This window comes from Tenacibaculum lutimaris, from assembly GCF_003610735.1.
In the GTDB taxonomy this organism is placed as follows: Bacteria; Bacteroidota; Bacteroidia; order Flavobacteriales; family Flavobacteriaceae; genus Polaribacter; species Polaribacter lutimaris.
The window spans coordinates 385,985-407,954 of sequence record NZ_RAQM01000008.1 but is presented as its reverse complement, the minus strand read 5'-3'; the positions used below and the strand labels follow the sequence as shown (position 1 = coordinate 407,954).

Annotated in this window: 21 protein-coding genes and 1 riboswitch; of the genes, 12 read left to right on the top strand and 9 right to left on the bottom strand. The window is 33.3% G+C overall.

Annotated features, from left to right (window positions below):
* The first annotated feature begins 10 nt into the window (after window positions 1–10).
* From C8N26_RS08325 to cysM, 7 genes are all read left to right on the top strand, one after another.
* A complete protein-coding gene (locus tag C8N26_RS08325) occupies window positions 11–2,113 on the top strand; it encodes a HEPN domain-containing protein (protein WP_120186886.1) in 2,103 nt (700 codons plus the stop codon).
* A 14-nt stretch (window positions 2,114–2,127) separates the two neighbouring features.
* A complete protein-coding gene (gene cobA / locus C8N26_RS08320; protein WP_120186885.1) occupies window positions 2,128–2,895 on the top strand; it encodes a uroporphyrinogen-III C-methyltransferase in 768 nt (255 codons plus the stop codon).
* The gene (locus C8N26_RS08315; RefSeq protein WP_120186884.1) at window positions 2,895–3,470 is read left to right on the top strand and encodes a precorrin-2 dehydrogenase/sirohydrochlorin ferrochelatase family protein; all 576 of its coding nucleotides are present in this window, start codon (window positions 2,895–2,897) and stop codon (window positions 3,468–3,470) included. The genes cobA and C8N26_RS08315 overlap by 1 nt, the downstream gene beginning before the upstream one ends.
* A 98-nt stretch (window positions 3,471–3,568) precedes the next feature.
* On the top strand, window positions 3,569–4,624 hold the full coding sequence (locus tag C8N26_RS08310) for an NAD(P)/FAD-dependent oxidoreductase (RefSeq protein WP_120186883.1): 1,056 nt from the start codon (window positions 3,569–3,571) through the stop codon (window positions 4,622–4,624).
* A gap of 137 nt (window positions 4,625–4,761) precedes the next feature.
* Window positions 4,762–5,097: a 2Fe-2S iron-sulfur cluster-binding family protein gene (locus C8N26_RS08305; RefSeq protein WP_120186882.1), complete on the top strand. Its 336-nt coding sequence runs from the start codon at window positions 4,762–4,764 to the stop codon at window positions 5,095–5,097.
* Between the two features lie 23 nt (window positions 5,098–5,120).
* Window positions 5,121–5,864 carry a serine O-acetyltransferase EpsC gene (gene epsC / locus C8N26_RS08300; protein ID WP_120186881.1) on the top strand — a complete coding sequence of 248 codons (744 nt, stop codon included), beginning with the start codon at window positions 5,121–5,123 and terminating at the stop codon, window positions 5,862–5,864.
* Between the two features lie 19 nt (window positions 5,865–5,883).
* Window positions 5,884–6,771, top strand: a complete 888-nt coding sequence (gene cysM / locus C8N26_RS08295; RefSeq protein WP_120186907.1) for a cysteine synthase CysM — start codon at window positions 5,884–5,886, stop codon at window positions 6,769–6,771.
* A 60-nt stretch (window positions 6,772–6,831) separates the two neighbouring features.
* Here the strand turns inward: cysM and C8N26_RS08290 are convergent, their stop codons facing one another.
* Both C8N26_RS08290 and C8N26_RS08285 read right to left on the bottom strand, forming a co-directional pair.
* Entirely contained in the window at window positions 6,832–7,290 is a 459-nt protein-coding gene (locus C8N26_RS08290) for an SRPBCC family protein (RefSeq protein WP_120186880.1), read from the bottom strand.
* A gap of 81 nt (window positions 7,291–7,371) precedes the next feature.
* The gene (locus C8N26_RS08285) at window positions 7,372–8,109 is read right to left on the bottom strand and encodes a DUF2971 domain-containing protein (protein WP_170141637.1); all 738 of its coding nucleotides are present in this window, start codon (window positions 8,107–8,109) and stop codon (window positions 7,372–7,374) included.
* 411 nt (window positions 8,110–8,520) lie between these two features.
* Between C8N26_RS08285 and C8N26_RS08280 the strand changes: the two genes are divergently transcribed.
* Window positions 8,521–9,024: an ecotin gene (locus C8N26_RS08280; RefSeq protein WP_120186878.1), complete on the top strand. Its 504-nt coding sequence runs from the start codon at window positions 8,521–8,523 to the stop codon at window positions 9,022–9,024.
* An 87-nt stretch (window positions 9,025–9,111) separates the two neighbouring features.
* Here C8N26_RS08280 and C8N26_RS08275 read toward each other — a convergent pair whose 3' ends face one another.
* The 7 genes from C8N26_RS08275 to C8N26_RS08245 form a co-directional block, all read right to left on the bottom strand.
* Entirely contained in the window at window positions 9,112–9,576 is a 465-nt protein-coding gene (locus tag C8N26_RS08275; protein WP_120186877.1) for a cupin domain-containing protein, read from the bottom strand.
* Window positions 9,577–9,783: 207 nt separating this feature from the next.
* The gene (locus tag C8N26_RS08270) at window positions 9,784–10,239 is read right to left on the bottom strand and encodes a DUF3291 domain-containing protein (RefSeq protein WP_120186876.1); all 456 of its coding nucleotides are present in this window, start codon (window positions 10,237–10,239) and stop codon (window positions 9,784–9,786) included.
* Between the two features lie 161 nt (window positions 10,240–10,400).
* Entirely contained in the window at window positions 10,401–11,270 is an 870-nt protein-coding gene (locus C8N26_RS08265; RefSeq protein WP_120186875.1) for a DUF4145 domain-containing protein, read from the bottom strand.
* A 157-nt stretch (window positions 11,271–11,427) separates the two neighbouring features.
* A complete protein-coding gene (locus C8N26_RS13555; protein WP_211327795.1) occupies window positions 11,428–12,078 on the bottom strand; it encodes a DUF4145 domain-containing protein in 651 nt (216 codons plus the stop codon).
* A gap of 247 nt (window positions 12,079–12,325) precedes the next feature.
* Window positions 12,326–13,009 carry an ABC transporter ATP-binding protein gene (locus C8N26_RS08255; protein ID WP_120186874.1) on the bottom strand — a complete coding sequence of 228 codons (684 nt, stop codon included), beginning with the start codon at window positions 13,007–13,009 and terminating at the stop codon, window positions 12,326–12,328.
* Complete coding sequence (locus C8N26_RS08250) at window positions 13,010–14,269, bottom strand: ABC transporter permease (RefSeq protein ID WP_120186873.1); 1,260 nt, start codon at window positions 14,267–14,269, stop codon at window positions 13,010–13,012. It abuts the gene before it with no gap.
* Window positions 14,269–15,351: an efflux RND transporter periplasmic adaptor subunit gene (locus C8N26_RS08245; RefSeq protein WP_120186872.1), complete on the bottom strand. Its 1,083-nt coding sequence runs from the start codon at window positions 15,349–15,351 to the stop codon at window positions 14,269–14,271. Before C8N26_RS08245 ends, C8N26_RS08250 begins: the two co-directional genes overlap by 1 nt.
* A 438-nt stretch (window positions 15,352–15,789) precedes the next feature.
* Window positions 15,790–15,894: riboswitch (SAM riboswitch) on the top strand.
* Window positions 15,895–15,944: 50 nt separating this feature from the next.
* On the opposite strand from C8N26_RS08245, the gene C8N26_RS08240 reads away from it, so the two are divergent.
* The 4 genes from C8N26_RS08240 (at window position 15,945) to C8N26_RS08225 (ending at window position 21,889) form a co-directional block, all read left to right on the top strand.
* Window positions 15,945–16,961, top strand: a complete 1,017-nt coding sequence (locus tag C8N26_RS08240; RefSeq protein ID WP_120186871.1) for a homocysteine S-methyltransferase family protein — start codon at window positions 15,945–15,947, stop codon at window positions 16,959–16,961.
* Window positions 16,962–16,964: 3 nt separating this feature from the next.
* A complete protein-coding gene (gene metH, locus C8N26_RS08235; protein ID WP_120186870.1) occupies window positions 16,965–19,640 on the top strand; it encodes a methionine synthase in 2,676 nt (891 codons plus the stop codon).
* Between the two features lie 238 nt (window positions 19,641–19,878).
* Window positions 19,879–20,835, top strand: coding sequence for a methylenetetrahydrofolate reductase [NAD(P)H] (gene metF / locus C8N26_RS08230; protein WP_028891826.1), 957 nt, complete (start codon window positions 19,879–19,881; stop codon window positions 20,833–20,835).
* A 265-nt stretch (window positions 20,836–21,100) separates the two neighbouring features.
* Complete coding sequence (locus tag C8N26_RS08225) at window positions 21,101–21,889, top strand: PhzF family phenazine biosynthesis protein (protein ID WP_120186869.1); 789 nt, start codon at window positions 21,101–21,103, stop codon at window positions 21,887–21,889.
* The last annotated feature ends 81 nt before the right edge of the window (window positions 21,890–21,970 follow it).

Below are 21,970 nucleotides of genomic sequence, written 5' to 3'. Positions count from 1 at the left end.
AGTAAAACAGATGCAAAGTTTTAGATCAGAAATAGAAAACCCTTTAGTAGAAAAAGATATCCTAGAGTTAGAGCGTAAAATACGTTTGTTTAACGAAGGAAAAATAGATGAAGAACGTTTTAGAAGCTTACGTTTAGCCAGAGGAATTTACGGTCAACGCCAATTTGGTGTACAAATGATTCGTATTAAGTTACCGTATGGTAAAGTTACGAGTGAACAATTACACAGAATTGCAGATGTTTCTGATGAATATTCAAGAGGACGCTTACATATTACGACACGTCAAGATATTCAAATTCACCATGTAAGTTTAGACAGAACACCTGAGTTATGGGCACAGTTAGAGAAAGACGATATTACGTTGCGTGAAGCATGTGGTAATGCTGTACGAAATGTTACGGCTTCAGAAACTGCGGGAATCGACCCGAAAGAACCATTTGATGTAACACCATACGCACATGCTACTTTCCAATTTTTCTTGCGTAATCCAATCTGTCAAGAAATGGGAAGGAAGTTCAAAATGTCTTTTTCTGCAACAGAAGAAGATACCGCATTGAGTTTTATTCATGATTTAGGATTTATTGCTAAAACGAAAATAGTAGAAGGTAAAGAAGTAAAAGGATTCAAGGTATTATTAGCAGGAGGATTAGGTTCACAACCACGTCATGCAGATGTAATTTATGAATTTTTAGAAGCAGACTTATTGATACCAACTATCGAAGGTGTTTTACGTGTGTTCGATCGTTATGGAGAGCGTGCTAAAAGAGCCAAAGCCCGTTTAAAATTCTTGGTAAAAGATTTAGGAGTAGATGCTTTTCTAGAATTAGTAGCTGAAGAAAGAGCAGCATTAGCGTATAAAACTTACCCTATAGATACTACCGATTTTGAGCAAGACCCTGTTTTTGAAACCAACGAAGTTCCCTCTGTAGTTATAGAGGATGAAGAAGCGTATCAAAATTGGAAAACAACGAATGTTTTCAAGCAAAAACAAGATGGGTTATATGCGATAGGTATTAAAGTACATTTAGGAGATTTTTATACCGATAAAGCACGGTTGTTAGCTGATTTAATAAAGAAGTATGGAGCAAATGAGTTACGCTTTACGCTACGTCAAAATATCTTGATTCGTCACGTAAGAGAAGAGATTTTACCATTTTTCTATACAGAACTACAAAAATTAGGTTTTGCAGATGCAGGATATAACAGTTTGAATGACATTACTGCATGTCCTGGAACCGATACGTGTAACTTAGGTATTGCCAGTAGTACAGGAATTGCAGCGGAGTTAGAGCGTGTGTTAAAAGCAGAATATCCGCAGTATGTGAATAACAAAGACATTACCATTAAAATTAGTGGGTGTATGAATGCTTGTGGACAACACAACATGGCACATATTGGTTTTCAAGGAATGTCAATAAAAGTAGGGAAGTTGTTAGCACCAGCCTTACAAGTATTAGTTGGAGGAGGAGTTTTAGGACAAGGAAATGGACGTTTTGCAGATAAGTTGATAAAAATACCAAGTAAAAGAGGACCAGAATCTTTACGAATCTTATTAAACGACTTCGAAAGCCATAAACAAGCAGATGAAGATTTCTTAAACTATTACGATAGACAAGGAAAAACATATTTCTATGAGCTATTAAAAGAATTATCAGACACCACCAATTTAACAGAAGACGATTTTATTGATTGGGGACACGATAAAAATTATGTAAAAGCCATTGGAGTAGGTGAATGTGCCGGAGTTGTAATTGACTTGGTAGCAACCTTACTGTTTGAAAGTGAAGAGAAGTTAGAAAATGCAACACAAGCCTTGAATAGTCAACAGTGGTCAGATAGTATTTACCACGCTTATGCGGCTATGGTTAACACTGCCAAAGCTTTGTTAACAGCAGAAGGAGCAAAAACGAATACACAAGCAGGAATCATTACCAATTTTGATGAACTGTTTGTAGCAACAAATAAAATAGAATTATCAAGTTCATTTGCAGAATTGATTTATCAAATCAATAAGAATGAACCTACGGAAGCTTTTGCAAAAAAGTATTTAGAAGAGGCATCATCATTTTACAAAACAATTGATGCCTACCGAAAAGTAGCCGTAGAAAGTTAAAAAAGGAGAGTCCAATGAAAAATCAACCGAAATTAACCGTAGTAGGAGCAGGACCAGGAGATATTGATTTAATCACCTTAAAAGCCATCAAAGCATTAGAACAAGCTGATGTGGTGTTGTATGATGCGTTGGTAAACAACGAACTGTTAGGATATGTAAATCCGAATGCAGAATTAATTTTTGTAGGTAAACGAAGAGGATGCTACCGTTATCAACAAGAACAAATTAATGAGTTAATTGTCGCAAGAGGATTTTCACACGGACATGTGGTACGTTTAAAAGGAGGTGACCCTTTCATATTTGGTAGAGGAGCAGAAGAAATGGAATACGCAGCCAAACACGGATTAGAAGTAGCTGTAGTTCCAGGAATTTCATCATCCTTAGCAGTGCCAGCGTATCAGAACATTCCTTTAACAAAAAGAGGAAGTTCAGAAAGTTTTTGGGTAATTACAGGAACTACCAAACAGCATCAATTATCTAATGATGTTGCCTTGGCAGCAAAATCAAGTGCAACGGTTGTTATTTTAATGGGAATGGGCAAGCTTTCTGAAATCATTCAGCTTTTTAAGCAAGAAGGAAAGAATGAATTACCTGTTGCTATTATTCAAAATGGAACTACTCCTGAAGAAAAAATAGGAATCGGTACGGTAGATACCATCGAAGAAATCGTAGCTAAAAATAACTTGAGTAATCCAGCTATTATTGTGTTAGGAGACGTAGTAAATCACAGACAACAATTACATCAAGTACAACAAGAAGCAGTTTTAAAAGAAGTAGTATAATGGAAGAAAGAAATAATCTATATCCTATCTTTTTAAAAACAGCAACCTTGGAAGTACTTATAGTTGGAGGAGGTTTTGTTGCGGAAGAAAAGCTACGATTTTTATTAAAGTCGAGTCCAGATGCTAAGGTAACCATGGTAGCTCCTTTTTTTAGAGAAGAAACCATTGCCATGGCTCAAAAAGGTAAAGTTACTAGAATAACAGATAGTTATAATGATAACTATTTACAAGGAAAACATTTGGTAATTGCGACTACCGATGTTCCAGAGGTAAATATACAAGTATATAAAGACTGTAGAAGTCAGAATATCTTGGTGAATGTGGCAGACAATCCACCATATTGTGATTTTTATATGGGCGGAATTGTAACCAAAGGGAACGTAAAAGTAGCCATTTCAACCAATGGAAAGTCGCCAACAACTGCTAAAAGATTGCGTCAGTTTTTTGAAGAAGTAATTCCAGAAGACATCAATCAATTAGTACAAAACTTAAATAGTTATAGAAAAACCATCAAAGGAAACTTTGAACATAAAGTAGAAACATTAAATAAACTGACAGAGAGTTTAGTGAAGTAACGTCATTGCGAATAAAGTGAAGCAATCTGTTAGTCGACAAACAGATTACTTCGTTTTCCAATTCATTGGAAACCTCGTAATGACAAAATAATAAGAACATGATACAAACAGATATATTAATTATTGGAGCAGGTCCTACAGGGCTATTCACCGTTTTTGAAGCAGGATTGTTAAAATTACGTTGTCATTTAATTGATGCCTTACCACAACCAGGAGGGCAATGTTCAGAAATTTATCCAAAGAAACCTATTTACGATATTCCAGCATATCCAGAAATTTTAGCAGGAGATTTAACAAAGAACTTGATGGAACAAATCAAGCAGTTTGAACCTGGATTTACTTTAGGGGAACGTGCTGATACCATCGAAAAGCAAGACGACGGAACGTTTATCGTAACCACCAATAAAGGAACCAAACACCAAGCACCTGTAGTAGCTATTGCAGGAGGATTGGGAAGTTTTGAACCTCGTAAACCACCGATTCCAAATATTGCTGACTTTGAAGACAAAGGAGTAGAGTATATGATTAAAGAACCAGAACTGTATCGCGATAAAGATGTGGTAATTGCTGGAGGAGGAGATTCTGCTTTAGATTGGTCTATTTTCTTAACAGATGTAGCAAAATCGGTAACCTTAATTCACCGAAGAAATGAATTTAGAGGAGCGTTAGACTCTGTAGAAAAAGTTCAAGAGTTAAAGAATTTAGGAAAGATAAACTTAATTACACCAGCTGAGGTAAAAGCAGTATTAGGAGAAAATCATGTAACAGGTGTTGTAGTAGAAGAAAAAGGGAAAGAACCTTACATGATAGATGCAGATCATTTTATTCCGTTGTTTGGATTAGCGCCAAAGCTAGGACCGATAGCCAACTGGGGATTAGAAATTGAGAAGAATGCCATTAAAGTAAACAACGCGTTAGATTATCAAACAAATGTAGAAGGTATCTATGCGATTGGAGATGTGAATACGTATCCAGGAAAACTAAAATTGATTTTGTGTGGATTCCATGAAGCAACACTAATGTGTCAAAGTGCATATAAACGAATCCATCCAGATAAAAAATATGTGATGAAGTATACTACTGTTGGTGGTGTAGACGGTTTCGACGGAACAAGAAAAGAAGCACCAAAAGCAGTAGTGAAAGCAATTCAATAGACGAGATTTAGAAATGAAGTAGATAGGAGTTGTGGTACAGGCTTGTTGTCAAATACAGATTTTAATTTGATTATTTCTTCAAACATGAGCTCAACACCCAACTTCTAACTACTGATTTCTTTAAGAAATTGTTACAAATGGATAATCAAGACATCAATATAAAAATAACAGACCGTGAAGGTGTAATGCATGAGGTAGTTGCTCCGACAGATATGGCAATGAACTTAATGGAAGTTGTTCGATCATACGAATTAGCTCCTGAAGGAACTATTGGAATCTGTGGAGGAATGGCAATGTGTGCCTCTTGTCAATGTTATGTGAAATCGAATCATGAATTGCCAGAAATGAACGATGATGAAGACGCGATGCTAGCAGAAGCATTTCATGTAGAAGAAAATAGCCGATTAGGATGCCAGATTCAAATGACTCCTGAATTAGAAGGGCTTGAAGTTGAGTTAGCTCCTGAAAGTTAGTTATTTTTGTAAAAAATTAATAAATGCAATTCAAACAATACGATTTATCATTAAAAGATGATGTAGAAAACTTTACAAAACAATTATTTTACGCATTGTTTAATGATGTATGTCAAGAAAAAGCAAATCATTTAAAAGAAAAGTTTGAAAAAATTTTAAATGGCTTAGCTATTGAAAATGCTTCGGAAGTATGGGCAGTATATCAACAAACGTTTTGTGAAATACGAGAAAAGTTAGATTTAGATGCCAAGGCATTTGAAAAGACTGATCCAGCTTGTAAAAGCTTAGGAGAGGTGTATTTAGCCTATCCGGGATTTCATGCCATTGCCGTATATCGATTGAGTCATGAATTGTATAAAATGGAAATTCCAATTTTACCAAGAATGATGAGTGAATATGCGCATGGACTCACAGGAACGGACATCCATCCAGGAGCAGCAATTGGCGATTCGTTTTTTATAGATCATGCAACAGGAATTGTTATTGGAGAAACCACCATTATTAAAGAAAACGTAAAAATATACCAAGGAGTTACCTTAGGAGGAATTCAAGTAAAAAAAGAATTAGCATCCACAAAAAGGCATCCAACGATTGAAAATAATGTAACCATTTATGCGAACGCAACTATCTTAGGAGGAGATGTAGTAATAGGAAGAGATAGCGTAATAGGTGCAAATGTTTGCGTAACCACCTCTGTACCCGAAGGATCTATTGTAACCTATGAGTCAGAAAATAAAATAACCACTAGAAAATCCTATGTTAAATGATGTAGGTACCAAATTAACCATGAAAACTAAAACAATTATAGATAGTATAGGGAATACGCCACTAATAGAAGTTTCAAATATTCTTCAAAAAGAAGGCGTAAAACTATTATTAAAACTAGAAGGAAATAACCCTGGCGGAAGTGTAAAAGATAGGGCAGCCTTTAATATGATTGCTGAAGCTATTAAAAGGAAAAATATTCGTCAAGGAGATTATTTAGTAGAAGCAACTAGTGGAAACACAGGAATTGCGTTAGCGCTCATGGCAAAAGTTTTAGGAGTAAATATGGTATTGGTGATGCCAGAAAATTCTACTGAAGAACGTGTTAAAACTATGCGTGCTTACGGAGCTGAGGTTATTTTAACAGATGCAGAAAAAGGTATTGAAGGTTCTAGAGATGTAGCCTTAGAACTACGCTATAAAAAAGGCTATTTTATGCTGAACCAGTTTGAAAATACTGATAACTGGAAAGCACACTATAAAACCACAGGTCCAGAAATTTGGAACGATACAGAAGGAGAAGTAACTCATTTTGTATCGGCAATGGGAACTACAGGAACCATTATGGGAGTTTCTACTTATTTAAAAGAACAAAATTCAGAAGTACAAATCATAGGGGCACAACCTAAAGACGGAGCTAAAATTCCTGGAATTCGTAAATGGACTCCCGAATACCAACCAAAATTCTTTAACAAAAGTAAGGTAGATCAAGTGATTGAGTTAGACGAAAACGATGCTAAAAACATGACCAGAAAGTTAGCACAAGAAGAAGGTGTTTTTGCAGGAATGAGTAGTGGAGGAGCGGTACATGCAGCCCTAGAAATAGCCAAAACTATTGATAAAGGGGTTATTGTAGCTATCATTTGTGATAGAGGTGATCGTTATTTATCTTCTGATTTGTTTCAATAGACAGTCTTTGCTTATCTGAATAAATGATTTTATGTATAGCGTACGGATGTTATTCGTACGCTATTTTTCAGAAATCTCTTTAAGTTTATTCAAAGCTTTATCCCAAGTAGAGTTAAAATAATCAAGGTAGTCGTCTGCTACATCGCAATCTATTGTTATTGTGGTGATACCGTTACGTTCATGAAATGAATAATTTTCTAAAGAACCAGCCCATTTTTCAATTTCAGGACCTTTAGTAATTTCATTCTCACCATCTAAGATTCCGTTATGACGAATGGAAACAAACTCAAAAGGAATATTATCTACAATTTCTGAGACCATCCCACCTTTTTTACCATCTTTATCTGTTCCCACAAAATAGATTTTACTTCCCTTTTCCCAGTTCCCTTCATAGGTTGAGGTTGGGTTAAACTCAGCTGTCCATTGCTGGTAGGTATCAATAGTATCAATACCAAGCATTGTGTTATACACTTTTTCTGCTGATGCATTAATATCTTTCTTAAATTGTAGTTTTTTCATAAGTTTACGTACTTGGTTAAAGGTTTAGTTTTCAGAAGTAGACGAGAACAAGCAATTAGTTATAGGCATTGTTAGACACAGTTAGTTTATTAATTCACGTTTTAATCTGAACTTATATTGTTCCTTTTTCGATTGATAAACAGGAATTGTTTTTTCCTTGCAAAAAGAGATGATTTCTTTCTTATGTTCATTAGATGCATTCAATCCTATTATAACTTCACGAATACTATTTTCTGGTAATATTGCTACTCTGTTTGGTTCTTCATTGGGTTTGTCAAAGTATAATTTAGTCAGTCTGTACTCTTCTTCATATTTCCAGTCTTTTGCTTTAAAATGAGTTTGATAAAAACTTGTCATAATCTCATTTTCTGCATTTATTGGGTCAATTTTAGGTAAATCATTCGTATATGTTACTCTACCTCCTTTTCCAAAATATCCACTGGTTCTTATAATTTCCTCATCAAATCCGACACAATAGCCTTTGTGAAAATCTCCGTAATGGCTCCACATAAGTATAGAATTCCATCTTTCGCTTAAAGATAGAACACCAAGATATTTATCTGTATATTCAATATCTAAATCTTCAAATTCTTTTTGATATTGGTCAAGATTTTGAAGTCTTTCTCTTAAATGATTTCTTTCAAATTCGATATTTCTACCTTGTGATATGAGATATTCTAAATTACTGTTAATTCCTTTTTCAATATATTCTTCTATTCTTTCAGGTGTATTTAATAAATGATGATTTTTTGTTACACGACAGTCGAAAGGATCATTAAAATCAGATGGAGGCGAAAGAAAAACTTGTCTTTTAAGCAAGACGTTTTTATGATAGTCATTTGTCCAACTCCTATATTTATATACTATTTCAGGTAATTTTGGTTTCATAGATTTTTTTGTTAATTACACAACTCGCTATAAAAGAACTAAAACTTCTTTTATCCGTGTATTAAAATGTGATAAGTAGAGTTTTTAGCAATTTTATTTTTCTTGTTTCAAACACCCAATATAAAACAAAATAAAAATTCGCACAAATAATGTAGTTATACTAGTAAATCTTAGTTATAGTAGTTAGCTGTATAACAAGTTGATAGACAGTAACTTTGTATTATGACACCACTTTTAATAGTTGTTAAAAGAATGGTAAATGATTTAAGAATGAATACAAAAGTCTTAGTTAGATGAACCTTTGGCATACATGTTGAGAAGCTCTAGGAAAATTATTTTATTATGAGAACAATTTCAGGGCAAATCACTAAATTATTTTTAATAACATTCTTCACTATTACTTCTATGGCTGTAGGGCAATCCTCTTTTAAAAAAGTAGATACATCAATATATCCTAAACCAGAAAAAGGGTTTAAACAAATGGTTATAGAAGTTCCTCATTCAGCTAATGATAGTAACAAAAAAATAGAATTTGTTATTGGAAAATGGATGGAAGTAGATACTTGTAATAAGCACGGACTTGTAGGAAGTATAGAGAAAAAGGATCTTAAAGGATGGGGGTATTCGTATTATGATTTTAAAACTGATGGCGGAGTTATATCTACTCGAATGGCTTGTTTTGAAAGTAGTACAGTAAGAAAATTCATTTCTAGCCAGCCACAAACAGTAAGGTATAATGGAAAATTACCAATTGTTATTTATGTTCCAGAAGGTTACGAAGTTCAATTTAAGATATTTAAAGCAGAGGATGATGTGTATCATGCTAGTGAGGTGAAACAAAAATAAACTTAAAAGCGTTGTGCTTTATTCTAGCTTTATATAAAAAAAGCAGCAAATACTATTTGCTGCTTTTCTTATTTTTTATAACAAGTATTACTTTTCTTTTTTAATAGGTACCGCATCAAAAGGGTCAACCATTGCGATAAATAAAACACAAGGACCATTATTTAAACATTTAGCCCTGTGCGGTTTTTTTGCAGGACCATAGGCATAAGAACCCGCTTTTAATACGGTAGCTTTTTCTCCTTGGTATTGCACTTCTAAATCTCCTGAAATTAAAATCATTCGTTCAGGTGATTTATGTGTGTGACTTATAACTTCTGTATTAGGTTCTATTCTAAAGAAAAAATCTAAATTAGGTTTAGATATATCGCCATGAAGTATTGTAAAAGAACAGTTAGGAAAGAAATCAGGAGCAGGAAGCCATTTCAAACTCTTATTATTAACAGTTGTAGCAATAGAAGTTTCAGTGTTTGAAACACCATTGCTTTGAGCATTTAATCCGATAGCTAAAAAAGCTAGGATAAGGGTTAACAGGTTTAGTTTGCTTGTTTTCATCTTGTTGATTTTTAGGTGCTTAATATAGTTAAAATAAACAGGGTTTCAAATTATATTAACCTGTTTATTATAAGTATAATCACTTGGAATTTATTTACAGAAGTATTTTTACTTCTTTTAGGAAGTAGTTAAAGACATAAAAATAGAAACAAACAAAAATGTAGAAGTATAATCATTAGCTAGTTTCGCTAAGAATTAAGTTGTTAGTTACTCTTTTGGCATTGGAATTTTATTTCTGAAATCAAAAGCTACTTCTGAAGCACCGTTTTTTTGTAGATAATCTAATTTATCAACAGCTTCTTGTATAGTAGGATATTCACCTTCTGGTACCCACCACATAGCGGTGTACACCTTTCCGTAGGAATGAAACCATTCTTTTCTTCTTTTCAAGAAATCTGTATGAAAAGTCTTGTACACAAAATCACCCAAAGTCTCAATAGATTCCCAAACAGAAACATTAATAATTACCTGTTCGTCATCATAAGGATTGAAACTTGTAGCATCATTATTCTCGTCTTTTAGTCTCCAAACAAAACCCTCACTGTTTTCAGCCAAATTGTTTACTCGGTCTAAATTATCTACAAACTCTTTCATAATAGGATCTTCAATATTTACTCCTTTCATTCGAGCTACATTGATTTCTGCTATATGGTACTTTTTCATAGGTGTGTTTTTTTATGCAGTTAACGGTTGGTGTATGGTTTGTTGCTGGAGAAAATCCGCTAGGATTTTCAGATTAAGAAACCAAGATAGTAAATTTGCGAGGATTTTCCGATAGGAAAATCAAAAGCAATAAACTATACACATTGTTAGGCACAGTTATTTTACCAACTGAAACTTTGTTCAGGTACTTTTAGTATTTTATATTTTTTTTCCTTTGTTAAACTAATAAAACTCAATTTTTTCTCAGTAACATCTTTTTCAAAATTCTTTTCAAATTCAGCTATTTTGGTTTTATCAATTAATCTTTTTGATTTCCCTAATAACTCATCTAATGTCAATTCTTTCTTTAATAAGTCTTCATTTATTAAATTTTGGACAAGGACACTAAAATCTTCATATTTGTCAACTATGGTATCTACTTTACCTTTAATTATTTTATCATTTATATATAGGTTGGCAAGAAGGTGATTGACGATTTCTAATAATAAATAAAGGTGTTCTTTTTTAGGTTTAGATATCTCGTGTAAAGCATCATTACCTAAAAATCTGATTGAATGTAATCTTTTAGATTCACTCAATGTTAGGTGTCCTTTTTTGTAAAGAGCATCTATTCTTTTTTCTAAATTATCCTTTTTTATTTTAAGGTGATTACAAATTGCCTCAATTATTGCTCTCAATCCTCCAGCTGTCAATATATATGAATCGGCTTTGAAAGCGGCAATAGTTTCTTTATAGATTATCTTAATTGAGTCAGGTAAATAGTATTGGTATTTTAATTCATCTCCTTTTTCTAAAAAGTATGGAAAAATTGTTTCATCATAATAATATTCAGGATTTCCGTCGTAATCGTAATCTACCATAGTGACATCTCCATAAATTTTAAGAAATGAAATATTTTCACAACCAAGGCATTCTATTACTTGATATTTTTCAATCCATACAAATCCATCATCATCACCTCTTATTTTCTTTTCAAAGAGTTCTTTATGATTTCTTTTTCCTTTACAATTATTACAATGTCTTTTTTTCACGGTTTTATTTAATTGTGCCTAACGGTTTTGTGTATGATTTCGTTGCGTGTTTTAGCAACTAATTTAGCAAATACAAATCGAATAGAAAATCCGCGAGGATTTTCGTAAGTAGGCTAGAACCAAGCAATAAATTATATGCAGTGTTGTAAGTAGTACTTTATTCCATTTCGCTTTTATATTGTTCAGTAAGCAATTCCATTTCAATCCAATGAATAGAAACATCAATGAGTTTTTTCAAGTCGTTAATATCCTTACTTTCCCATTTTCTCACATAATGAGTTTCGTCATTTCCAAGCCAAGCTGCTCGCTCTGCAATATCTTTTAAATTCTGATTGTCAACATCGTCTTTTATACATTTTCCGAGAAATTTCGATTTTATATTTTCTGTTTTGTCAGGATGCTTTTTAATCAAATAATCTTTAATCAAAAATTCTAATGACTTTCGATAGCCTATTCCTGAAATATGTGCAAGATTATAATTTTCACTAGTTAAAGCTTGATTATAAATTTCAACAAAATTGGATGAAAGCTCTTGAATATTTTCTGAAAAAACTCTTGGTTTATGTGTTCCCATTGTCGTCTTTTTAAAATAATACGAATTATTCGTTTTTTCAAAAATTCCGATAAATGTTCTCTGACATTCATCATTTGAGCATACATAAATTATTTCTAAAGCACTCCTATTTAAATATCCATTGTATTTTCTAGGTGTGATTTTTGTATGACAATATGGACATTTGTTAGGGTCTTTGTCATATCCAATATCAGTACTTCGTCCGTTAAAATGTAAATATTTTATTGCTGGCATATTTTTTTTTGTATTACTTACAACTTGTTATAAGACAGCAAAAACTACTTTTATCCGGAGTATTGAAGGTGATAAACGGAAGTTTTAGCAATTTTATTCGTCTTGTTTCAAGCATCTAATATATGACAAAATAAAAAATCGTACAAAGAAGTACGGTTATAATAGGGTGTCAAAGGTTTGGATAATAGGAAACTGTTATAGAAATTATTCCATTTTAAAGACTACTATTTTATCATAGTTTAATAATTTATATCCTAACAATTTTTCCGTCATCCAATTCAATAATACGATCTGTTTTTTCAGCAAAATCTAAATCATGCGTCACCATTAAAAGTGTTTTGTTATAGGTTTGTGTCAGTTCTTTAAATATATTAAAAACAATGTCTGCATTTTTACTGTCTAAATTCCCTGTAGGTTCATCACACATAATAATAAGAGGATCATTTATCATAGCACGAGCAATAGCAACTCGTTGTTTTTCACCTCCAGATAATTTATAAGCCATTGTGTTTGCTAACTTTTCAATACCCAAATCTTTTAAAAAAGCATAAGCGTTGTGTTCTAATTCTTCTTGGCTCACTTTATTTAATTTGAACCCAGGAAGCATTACATTCTTTAAAGCACTAAACTCGTTTAATAAATAATGAAATTGAAATACAAAACCAATTTTTTCATTTCGTATAGCAGCTAGTTCTTTTTCCGTTTTAGTATGTACAGATGAACCATCAACTATAAGCTCACCTGTAAAGTCTGTATCCATAGTAGATAGAATATAGAGTAAAGTGGATTTTCCGCTACCTGACCTACCAACAATAGAAGTAAACTCACCACGATTTAAGCTAAATGATACATCTTTTAAAATATCAACTCTAACTGGATTATAGAATGATTTAAAGATGGAATGTGCTTCTAGTACAATATTCTTTTTCATTTATTTTCCTCTTATAATAATTACTGGGTCTACTTTACTAGCCTTTTTAGCAGGCATCCAGCCCGCCAAGAAAGTTGTTGCCATTGCAAATACTACTGCTATGGTATAGTACTGTATTCCATAATCAATAGGGTAGGTATTTACTTTGGGTAATGAAGGGGTATTGAAAGGAATTGAATCGATGCCCAAGGATAAAAGAAAACCAAATGATAACCCTCCTAAAGCTCCAGCAATGCCTATGCTTAAGGAAATAGTAATAAATATATTCTTTACATCGCTACCTGCAAACCCTGTAGCTTTAAGAATGGCAATGGTATCCATTTTTTCATAGATTAACATATTAAGGATGTTATAGATTCCAAACCCTGAAACAATCAATAATGTAATACCAACAGCATATGAAATAATAGAACGTACGCTACTACCTGTTTCAAATTGAGCATTGGCTGTTTGAATGTCTTCTGCATTTACATTAAAAAATGTTTCATACTCATTAGCCAAAGCAGGAGCCTCATTTAGGTTCTTGAGTTTTATTTGAATATCACTGATGAAATTGCTGTTTACACCGAGCAGTTTTCTTGTTGTTTGTAAGCTGGTAAAGCTTTGTACTTTATCAATTTCAACCAAGCCTGACTGAAAAAAACCGACTACTTTTAAATAAAACTGTTCTCCTTCAGTTGAAGTAACCGTTATAAGATCTCCTATTTTTGCATTGATAATTTCCGCTGCGCTATATCCAAGAATTATGCTATTGGGAACTTTCTCGAGATCTTGATAATTTCCTTCCATTACATAATCACTAAATGCAAAAAGTGCTGACTCCTGATTAACTTCTATACCATTGATAATTCCATTAAGGTCAATGTTTCCGAAATTGTAAAAGACTTGTGTTGTTATTTTTGCAGCAACACCTTCAACACGATCATCCTTTTTAAGTTTATTTATAATTTGTTGAGCATTATATATTTCTATACGAGTATTCGCTGGTTTTATTGAGCTAATATAATTGTGATAATTTTTATATTTTTCACTTAAATCTATGGGTTGTTGTTGAGAAGGCTTGATATCATTATACAAACGAATGTGTGGTGTACGATTTAAAACTATTCCATCTAATAAATTGTTAAGTCCCTCCATAAACCCTAAGAGCGCCACAAAAAGAGCAATACTAAAAGTAACGCCAATAGCTGCAACAAGGGTTTGTTTCCAACGAGCAAGCATAAGTGCACCCGCAATTTCTATAAGGTATTTATATTTCATTATGGTAATTGAATCTTTGTAGATTTATCTATTCCACTGATAATTTCAACTAACTCATAATCCATTAAACCAGTTTCTACTTTTTGAAGCTGTCCGCCCTCTAACATAACATAAGTATCATTTATTATATACTTTCTTGGTATTGTTAAAGCATTTTGTTTTGTTTGGATAATGATGTTTGCTTCTAAAGAGAGGTTAGGGAAAAGTTTAGTAGGCTTATTGGTGAAAATAGCTTCAGCTTGGAATGAACGTGTTCTAATATTCATCATAGGTTCAATAGAAATAACTTTAGCTTCAAAAACTTGTGATTTATAACTGTCCATTCGTATAATAACTTGTTGTCCTTTTTTTATCTTAACAATGTCTTTCTCGTCAATACTTAATTCTATAATAAAATCTTCAGTACCAATAATTGCAACAGGTTTTTCACCACGATTTATTTCTCCTTCTTCTTTGTTAATTTGATAAACTAAACCATTTATCTCACTTTTCACTACAAAATCGTCTTCCTTTAATTGAGCAATTTCTAAATTATTTTTGCTTTGACCAGAAGCTAATTTTAATTGACGTTTGAGGTCGTTATAATTAGTTTTTGCTTTTATATATTCTGCTTTAGACCTTTGATAGTTTAACTCTTTTTGTTCGTACTGTAACTTACTTCCTATATTCTTACTCCAAAGATTTTTTTGTCTTTGAAACTGCAATGAATCATAAATGAGATTTTTCTTTGCGAGATCAATAGTTTTTTCTGCATCAAGCAATTTGTCTTTATTCCTCGTATAATCGGCAGCAAAGGATACTAGTTTTGCATTATCGGTTGCGATTTTAAAATTCTTATTATCTATTTGAAAAAGAGGAGCTCCTTTTTTTACATGAGCACCTTCCTGCACAAATATTTTTTCTATAACACCAGTTGTTTGGCCAAAAACCTCGTATTGGTTTTTAGCTTTTATAAAACCTGTTGCGTAAACACTTTCAGTAATATTTTTAGTTTCAGGCGTTGTTGACTCCTTTTTGTTTGTACAAGAATAGAGTGTTAAGGAAAATATTAAGGAGAGAAATAATTTTTGTTCAAATTTCATTATCAATATGGTAAGAGCTATGTTTTTTATATAAAGTACAAAAACTAGTGTATAGATAGTTATGCGACTTGCTAACAATTATTTTCTGTAGAGAAGTTAGTCGTAAGCGAGTAAAAAACATTTTGAATAAGTGTTTTCCTCATACTTATTACACACTATTGGTATTTATTTTTCAATTTAGCTTAAAGTTAGCAAAAAATGCTTTAGAAAAGTAAAACAAATAACAATTGAGTAATTTTTTCTAAAATGTTTACTTTTGAATAACAGAAAGTTATAAGGTTGTTAATGGACACGTTGAATTATCTTGAAAACAATAAATCAAGCGGTTTTTGTTCAAACAACCAAGTGTTCTTTTTCTCTTATCAATTTAATTATGAAAATAAAAATTGGGTAAATAAAAAATAATACTATAACTTTGCCCCGTTCATTAACGTATTGATGTTATCAAGAAAGGTGGAGGGAATAGACCCTTTGAAACCTTAGCAACCCTTTGTGCAAACAAAGAAGGTGCTACATTCTACTGCTTCGGCAGAGAGATAACGAAAAGAATTTTACTTCCTCTTTTCCTGATGACATTACACTAAATATCAGGAATGTCAAACATTTATCAAGAAATACAAAAACGAATTCTCGTGCTCGATGGCGCTATGGGAACCATGCTTCAGGAATATAAGTTTACTGAAGAAGATTTTCGCGGAGAACGTTTTAAAGACTACCCAACACCGTTACAAGGAAACAACGATTTGTTGTCCATTACACAACCTGAAGCTGTAAAAGAAGTTCATAGAAAATACTTTGCTGCAGGAGCTGACATTGTAGAAACCAACACTTTTTCAGGAACTACTATTGCCATGGCAGATTACCAAATGGAAGATTTGGTATATGAGTTAAATTATGAATCTGCCAAAATAGCCAAAGAAGTAGCTGAGGAGTTCACTGCCAAAGAACCACACAAACCTCGATTTGTGGCAGGCTCTATAGGGCCTACCAACCGTACGGCAAGCATGTCGCCAGATGTAAATGATCCAGGATACAGAGCCGTAACCTTTGATGAGTTACGAATTGCGTATAAACAACAAGTAGAAGCTTTGATTGATGGCGGTTCAGATATTTTGTTAGTAGAAACTGTGTTTGATACCTTAAATGCAAAAGCCGCTTTATTTGCTATTGAAGAGGTAAAAGCTGAACGAAACATAGAAATTCCTATCATGATTTCTGGAACCATTACCGATGCTTCAGGAAGAACATTGTCAGGACAAACAGCCGAGGCTTTTTTAATTTCTGTATCTCATATTCCGTTGCTGTCGGTAGGGTTCAATTGCGCTTTAGGAGCCAATTTATTACAGCCTCACTTAGAGGCGATAGCCTCTAAAACAGACTTTGCTATTTCTGCTCATCCAAATGCAGGATTACCCAATGCCTTTGGAGAATATGACGAAACTCCAGAAGAAACAGCGGAGCAAATAGAAGAATATTTAAAGAAAAATTTAATAAACATTATAGGAGGGTGCTGTGGTACCACACCAAAACATATTTCAGCCATTGCAGCAGTAGCTGCGAAGTACAAACCACGTAAAGCTGAATTTGTTGCAACAGTACAAAATAGTTAATAGATGATTGAGGAAAGACGATATATGAAGTTATCTGGTTTAGAACCGTTAATTATTACACCCGAAAGTAATTTTATCAATGTAGGTGAGCGTACAAACGTAGCAGGATCGCGTAAATTTCTTCGATTAATTAAAGAAGAAAAGTTTGATGAAGCCTTAGCGATTGCACGTCATCAAGTAGATGGAGGAGCGCAAATCATCGATATTAATATGGATGATGGTTTAATTGAAGGGAAAGAAGCGATGGTACGTTTCTTAAACTTAATAGCATCAGAACCTGATATTGCCAGAGTTCCTATTATGATTGACAGCTCTAAATGGGAAATTATAGAAGCTGGATTACAGGTAGTACAAGGTAAATCGGTTGTAAATTCCATTTCTTTAAAAGAAGGAGAAGAAAAGTTTATTTGGGAAGCTACGCAGATTAAACGATATGGAGCCGCAGTAATTATCATGGCTTTTGATGAAGTAGGACAAGCCGATACCTACGAAAGAAGAATTGAAATTGCAGAGCGTTCGTACAACATATTAACCGACATTGTCGGTTTTCCGCCAGAAGATATCATTTTCGATTTAAATATTTTTCCTGTAGCTACAGGTATGGAAGAGCACCGAAAAAATGCGTTGGATTTTATTGAGGCTACCAGATGGGTACGTGAAAACTTACCACATGTAAGTGTAAGCGGTGGAGTAAGTAATGTATCGTTTTCTTTTAGAGGAAATAATGTGGTACGTGAAGCTATGCACTCGGTATTTCTATACTATGCTATTAAAGCAGGTATGAATATGGGAATTGTGAATCCGACAATGTTAGAAGTCTACGATGATATTCCAAAGGATTTATTAGAACATATTGAAGATGTTGTTTTAGATAGAAGAGACGATGCTACTGAACGCTTATTAGAGTTTGCGGAAACTGTAAAAGGAACTAAAAAAGAAAGCAGTGAGCAGATTTTAGAATGGAGAAGTTTACCGTTACAAGACCGTATAACACACTCTTTAGTAAAAGGAATAGATGCTTTTATTGAAGAAGATGCAGAAGAAGCACGTTTAAGTGTAGCAAAACCATTACACGTAATTGAAGGGCACTTAATGACGGGGATGAATGTAGTAGGAGACTTGTTTGGTGCAGGGAAAATGTTTTTACCACAAGTAGTAAAATCTGCCCGAGTAATGAAGAAAGCAGTAGCGTATTTGAATCCGTTTATTGAAGCTGAAAAAAGCGAAGAACAGAAAGCCATTGGAAAAATATTAATGGCAACGGTAAAAGGAGATGTACATGATATTGGTAAAAACATCGTATCTGTAGTGTTAGGTTGTAACAACTATGAAATTGTAGATTTAGGTGTGATGGTTCCACCAGAAAAAATCATAGAAACCGCTAAAAAGGAGAACGTAGATGCGATTGGTTTAAGCGGATTGATAACTCCTTCGCTGGATGAAATGGTATACTTGGCTAAAGAAATGGAACGTCAAAACCTTGAAATTCCTTTGCTGATAGGAGGAGCAACAACCTCAAAAGCACATACTGCTGTAAAAATAGACACACAGTATAAAAATGCAGTAGTACATGTAAATGACGCTTCAAGAGCTGTAACTGTTGTAGGAGATTTATTAAACCAAGAAACCTCTAATGAATATGTGGCTAAGTTGAAAAAAGATTACGAAGAATTTCGTGATAAGTTCTTAAAACGAGGAAAACAAAAGCACTATATATCTATTGAAGAGGCAAGAGAGCGAAAATTTAAAATAGATTGGGATACTACCAATATTAGCAAACCTAGAGAACTAGGAATACAAAAACTAGAACAAGTAAGTTTAAAAGATTTGGTACCGTATTTTGATTGGAGTCCGTTTTTCCGCTCGTGGGATTTACACGGAAAGTTTCCTGATATTTTAGAAGATGAAGTAGTAGGGGTAGAGGCAACCAATTTGTTTGCAGATGCTCAAAAGATGTTGCGACAAATTATAGAAAAACAAGCATTAAAGCCCAAAGCTATTTTTGGTTTGTTTGAAGCGAATTCTATTAACGATGATGATATTTCAGTTCAAAAGAAAGGAAAAGAAGTTGCTATATTTAGAACCTTACGTCAGCAATTAAAAAAGCGTGAAGGTAAACCAAGTTTTGCCTTGGCTGATTTTATTGCGCCTAAGGAAACAGATAGATCGGATTATATAGGGGCTTTCTGTACAGCCATTTTTGGTGCTGATGAATTAGCGCTACAATACAAAGAAAATCACGACGATTACAATGCAATTATGGCACAAGCCCTTGCCGATCGTTTTGCTGAAGCTTTTGCTGAATACTTGCATCACAGAGTAAGAACAAAACACTGGGGTTATGCTTCCGAAGAAAATTTAACGAATGATGAATTAATAAAAGAAGATTATAAAGGAATTCGTCCTGCTCCTGGATATCCTGCATGTCCAGATCATTTAGAAAAAGAAACAATTTGGGAACTTTTACAAGTTGAAGAAAACATCGGGGTTAGCTTAACAGAAAGTTTAGCCATGTGGCCAGCAGCAGCCGTTTCAGGATATTATTTTGCCAATGAAGAAGCTAAATATTTTGGGTTAGGTAAAATAACAGACGACCAAGTAAGAGATTTTGCAGAACGGAAAAACATTTCCTTAGAAAAAGCCAGAAAATGGTTACACCCAAACATATCAGACAATTAAGAATAATTTAAAAATAAACAAACAAAAGAGCGTATTTAATTAACAATAAGTTTTAAGTTAGGTAAACTAAAAACTACAAAACAGTAGTAATATTGCCATATAAAAAATCAATAAAATTAGACAAATGAAAAAGTATAATTTAGAGATTCGATTTGCAATACAGCTACTGGTAATGGCAGCAATATCATTAATTGCAGCTTCATTAGTATAGTTAAATACGCCTTTATAAGATACACTTATGAAGGTAATAGAACATTTAGAAAAAGCTAACGGAACATCATTGTTTTCGTTTGAAATACTTCCACCGTTAAAGGGAGATACAATAGAATCAATATTCAAAAATATTGATCCGTTAATGGAGTTTAATCCTCCTTTTATAGACGTAACCTATCATCGCGAAGAATATGTATATAAAGAGTTAGGAGATGGACTATTAAAAAAACAGGTTGTAAAAAAACGCCCAGGTACTGTTGGTATCTGTGCGGCTATTCAAAATAAATACCAAGTAGATGCTATTCCGCATATTTTATGTGGAGGGTTTACCAAAGAAGACACTGAAAACTTTTTAATAGACCTCGATTTTTTAGGAATAGATAATGTAGTTGCATTGCGTGGTGATGCAGTAAAAAGCGAAACTTATTTTAAACCAGAAAATGATGGACATGCGTATGCAAGTGAGTTAGTTACACAAATAGAAAACTTAAATAAAGGAAGGTATTTGGATGATGATTTGCAAAACTCATCAAAAACTGATTTTTGTATTGGTGTAGCAGGATATCCTGAGAAGCACATGGAAGCACCAAGTTTAGATTCTGATATTCACTTTTTAAAGAAGAAGATAAAAAATGGAGCAAACTATGTGGTAACACAAATGTTTTTCGATAATCAAAAGTATTTTGAGTTTGTAGAAAAATGTAGAGAGGAAGGTATAACAGTTCCAATTATTCCAGGTTTAAAACCTATTTCAACCAAAAAACAGTTGAATTTAATTCCACACCGTTTTAAGGTAGATTTACCTGATGCGTTGGTAAAAGAGGTTGTGAATTGTAAGAGTAACGCTGAGGTACGACAAGTAGGAGTGGAGTGGTGTATTGCTCAAAGTAAGGAGTTGCAACAAAAAGGAGTACCTATTTTGCATTATTACTCAATGGGAAGATCAACCAATATTCAACAAATTGCAGAGGCAGTTTTTTAATCGCAGGGCGATAGCCAAAGGTTTAATTCTTAGAGGAAGTAGATCACTAACTGTCATTGCGAACAGAGTGAAGCAATCTGTATGTCGACAAACAGATTACTTCGTCGTATCCTCCTCGTAATGACTTCTTGTCATTCCGAACGATAGAGAGGAATGAATCTCATTCAATAGAGTAAGAATTTTTTTTACTGTTATTGTGATGTGGTTATGTCTTTTATGTGACAAAATTGAAAGTAATATATTTACGTGTTAAATAATGAAAAAGATGAAATTACCATTATACCAAATAGATGCTTTTACAGATAAAGTTTTTGGAGGGAATCCTGCTTGTGTTGTTCCGTTACAAAATTGGTTACCTGATGAAGTTCTTTTAAAAATAGCAAAAGAAAACGCTGTGGCAGAAACAGCATTTTTTGTTGATAAAGGAGAGAAAATACATTTAAGGTGGTTTACTCCAGAAATTGAAATGGATTTATGTGGACATGCAACACTTGCAACAGCTCATTGTTTACACTCAATTTTAAACTATCCTCATAACGAAATAGTATTCGAAACACTGAGTGGTGATTTAACTATTACAATTGAAAAAGATTTCTATTCTATGGATTTACCCTCTCGAATGCCTGTTGCTTCTGAGTTACCTGAAATTATTCAGAAGTCTTTAAACATAGCACCTAAAGAGGTTTTAAAATCTAGAGATTATGTATTAATATATGATTCTGAAGAGGAAATAAAAAATATAAAAGTAGATAGACAGACCTTTGATCAAATAAATTTAGATCCAGGAGGGGTAGTAGTTACAGCTGTAGGAGATAATTCCGATTTTGTATCAAGATATTTTACACCACAATCCTCTATTTTAGAAGATCCTGTTACTGGTTCTTCTCATTGTTCGTTGGTGCCATTTTGGAGTTCTCGATTGAATAAAGATAATCTTGATGCAATACAAGTTTCTGAAAGAGTAGGAATATTGAAGTGTCAAAATAAAAAGAATAGAATATTAATTAGCGGTAAAGCTAAAACGTATTCAGAAGGAAACTTGTGGATAGAGTAAAAAGTGTTTAAGGAATCGTCATTTCGACCGAGTGAAACGGAGTATGAGTAACCTTAAAGTCTTTAGTTTCTTATTAGTTTA

Excerpts from the sequence above, each read along its gene's own strand:
- C8N26_RS08325 (WP_120186886.1), top strand. The coding sequence starts at position 11 with ATGCAAAGTTTTAGATCAGAAATAGAAAACCCTTTAGTAGAAAAAGAT.
- cobA (WP_120186885.1), top strand. The coding sequence starts at position 2,128 with ATGAAAAATCAACCGAAATTAACCGTAGTAGGAGCAGGACCAGGAGAT.
- C8N26_RS08315 (WP_120186884.1), top strand. The coding sequence starts at position 2,895 with ATGGAAGAAAGAAATAATCTATATCCTATCTTTTTAAAAACAGCAACC.
- C8N26_RS08310 (WP_120186883.1), top strand. The coding sequence starts at position 3,569 with ATGATACAAACAGATATATTAATTATTGGAGCAGGTCCTACAGGGCTA.
- C8N26_RS08305 (WP_120186882.1), top strand. The coding sequence starts at position 4,762 with ATGGATAATCAAGACATCAATATAAAAATAACAGACCGTGAAGGTGTA.
- epsC (WP_120186881.1), top strand. The coding sequence starts at position 5,121 with ATGCAATTCAAACAATACGATTTATCATTAAAAGATGATGTAGAAAAC.
- cysM (WP_120186907.1), top strand. The coding sequence starts at position 5,884 with ATGAAAACTAAAACAATTATAGATAGTATAGGGAATACGCCACTAATA.
- C8N26_RS08290 (WP_120186880.1), bottom strand. The coding sequence starts at position 7,290 with ATGAAAAAACTACAATTTAAGAAAGATATTAATGCATCAGCAGAAAAA.
- C8N26_RS08280 (WP_120186878.1), top strand. The coding sequence starts at position 8,521 with ATGAGAACAATTTCAGGGCAAATCACTAAATTATTTTTAATAACATTC.
- C8N26_RS08275 (WP_120186877.1), bottom strand. The coding sequence starts at position 9,576 with ATGAAAACAAGCAAACTAAACCTGTTAACCCTTATCCTAGCTTTTTTA.
- C8N26_RS08270 (WP_120186876.1), bottom strand. The coding sequence starts at position 10,239 with ATGAAAAAGTACCATATAGCAGAAATCAATGTAGCTCGAATGAAAGGA.
- C8N26_RS13555 (WP_211327795.1), bottom strand. The coding sequence starts at position 12,078 with ATGCCAGCAATAAAATATTTACATTTTAACGGACGAAGTACTGATATT.
- C8N26_RS08255 (WP_120186874.1), bottom strand. The coding sequence starts at position 13,009 with ATGAAAAAGAATATTGTACTAGAAGCACATTCCATCTTTAAATCATTC.
- C8N26_RS08250 (WP_120186873.1), bottom strand. The coding sequence starts at position 14,269 with ATGAAATATAAATACCTTATAGAAATTGCGGGTGCACTTATGCTTGCT.
- C8N26_RS08245 (WP_120186872.1), bottom strand. The coding sequence starts at position 15,351 with ATGAAATTTGAACAAAAATTATTTCTCTCCTTAATATTTTCCTTAACA.
- C8N26_RS08240 (WP_120186871.1), top strand. The coding sequence starts at position 15,945 with ATGTCAAACATTTATCAAGAAATACAAAAACGAATTCTCGTGCTCGAT.
- metH (WP_120186870.1), top strand. The coding sequence starts at position 16,965 with ATGATTGAGGAAAGACGATATATGAAGTTATCTGGTTTAGAACCGTTA.
- metF (WP_028891826.1), top strand. The coding sequence starts at position 19,879 with ATGAAGGTAATAGAACATTTAGAAAAAGCTAACGGAACATCATTGTTT.
- C8N26_RS08225 (WP_120186869.1), top strand. The coding sequence starts at position 21,101 with ATGAAATTACCATTATACCAAATAGATGCTTTTACAGATAAAGTTTTT.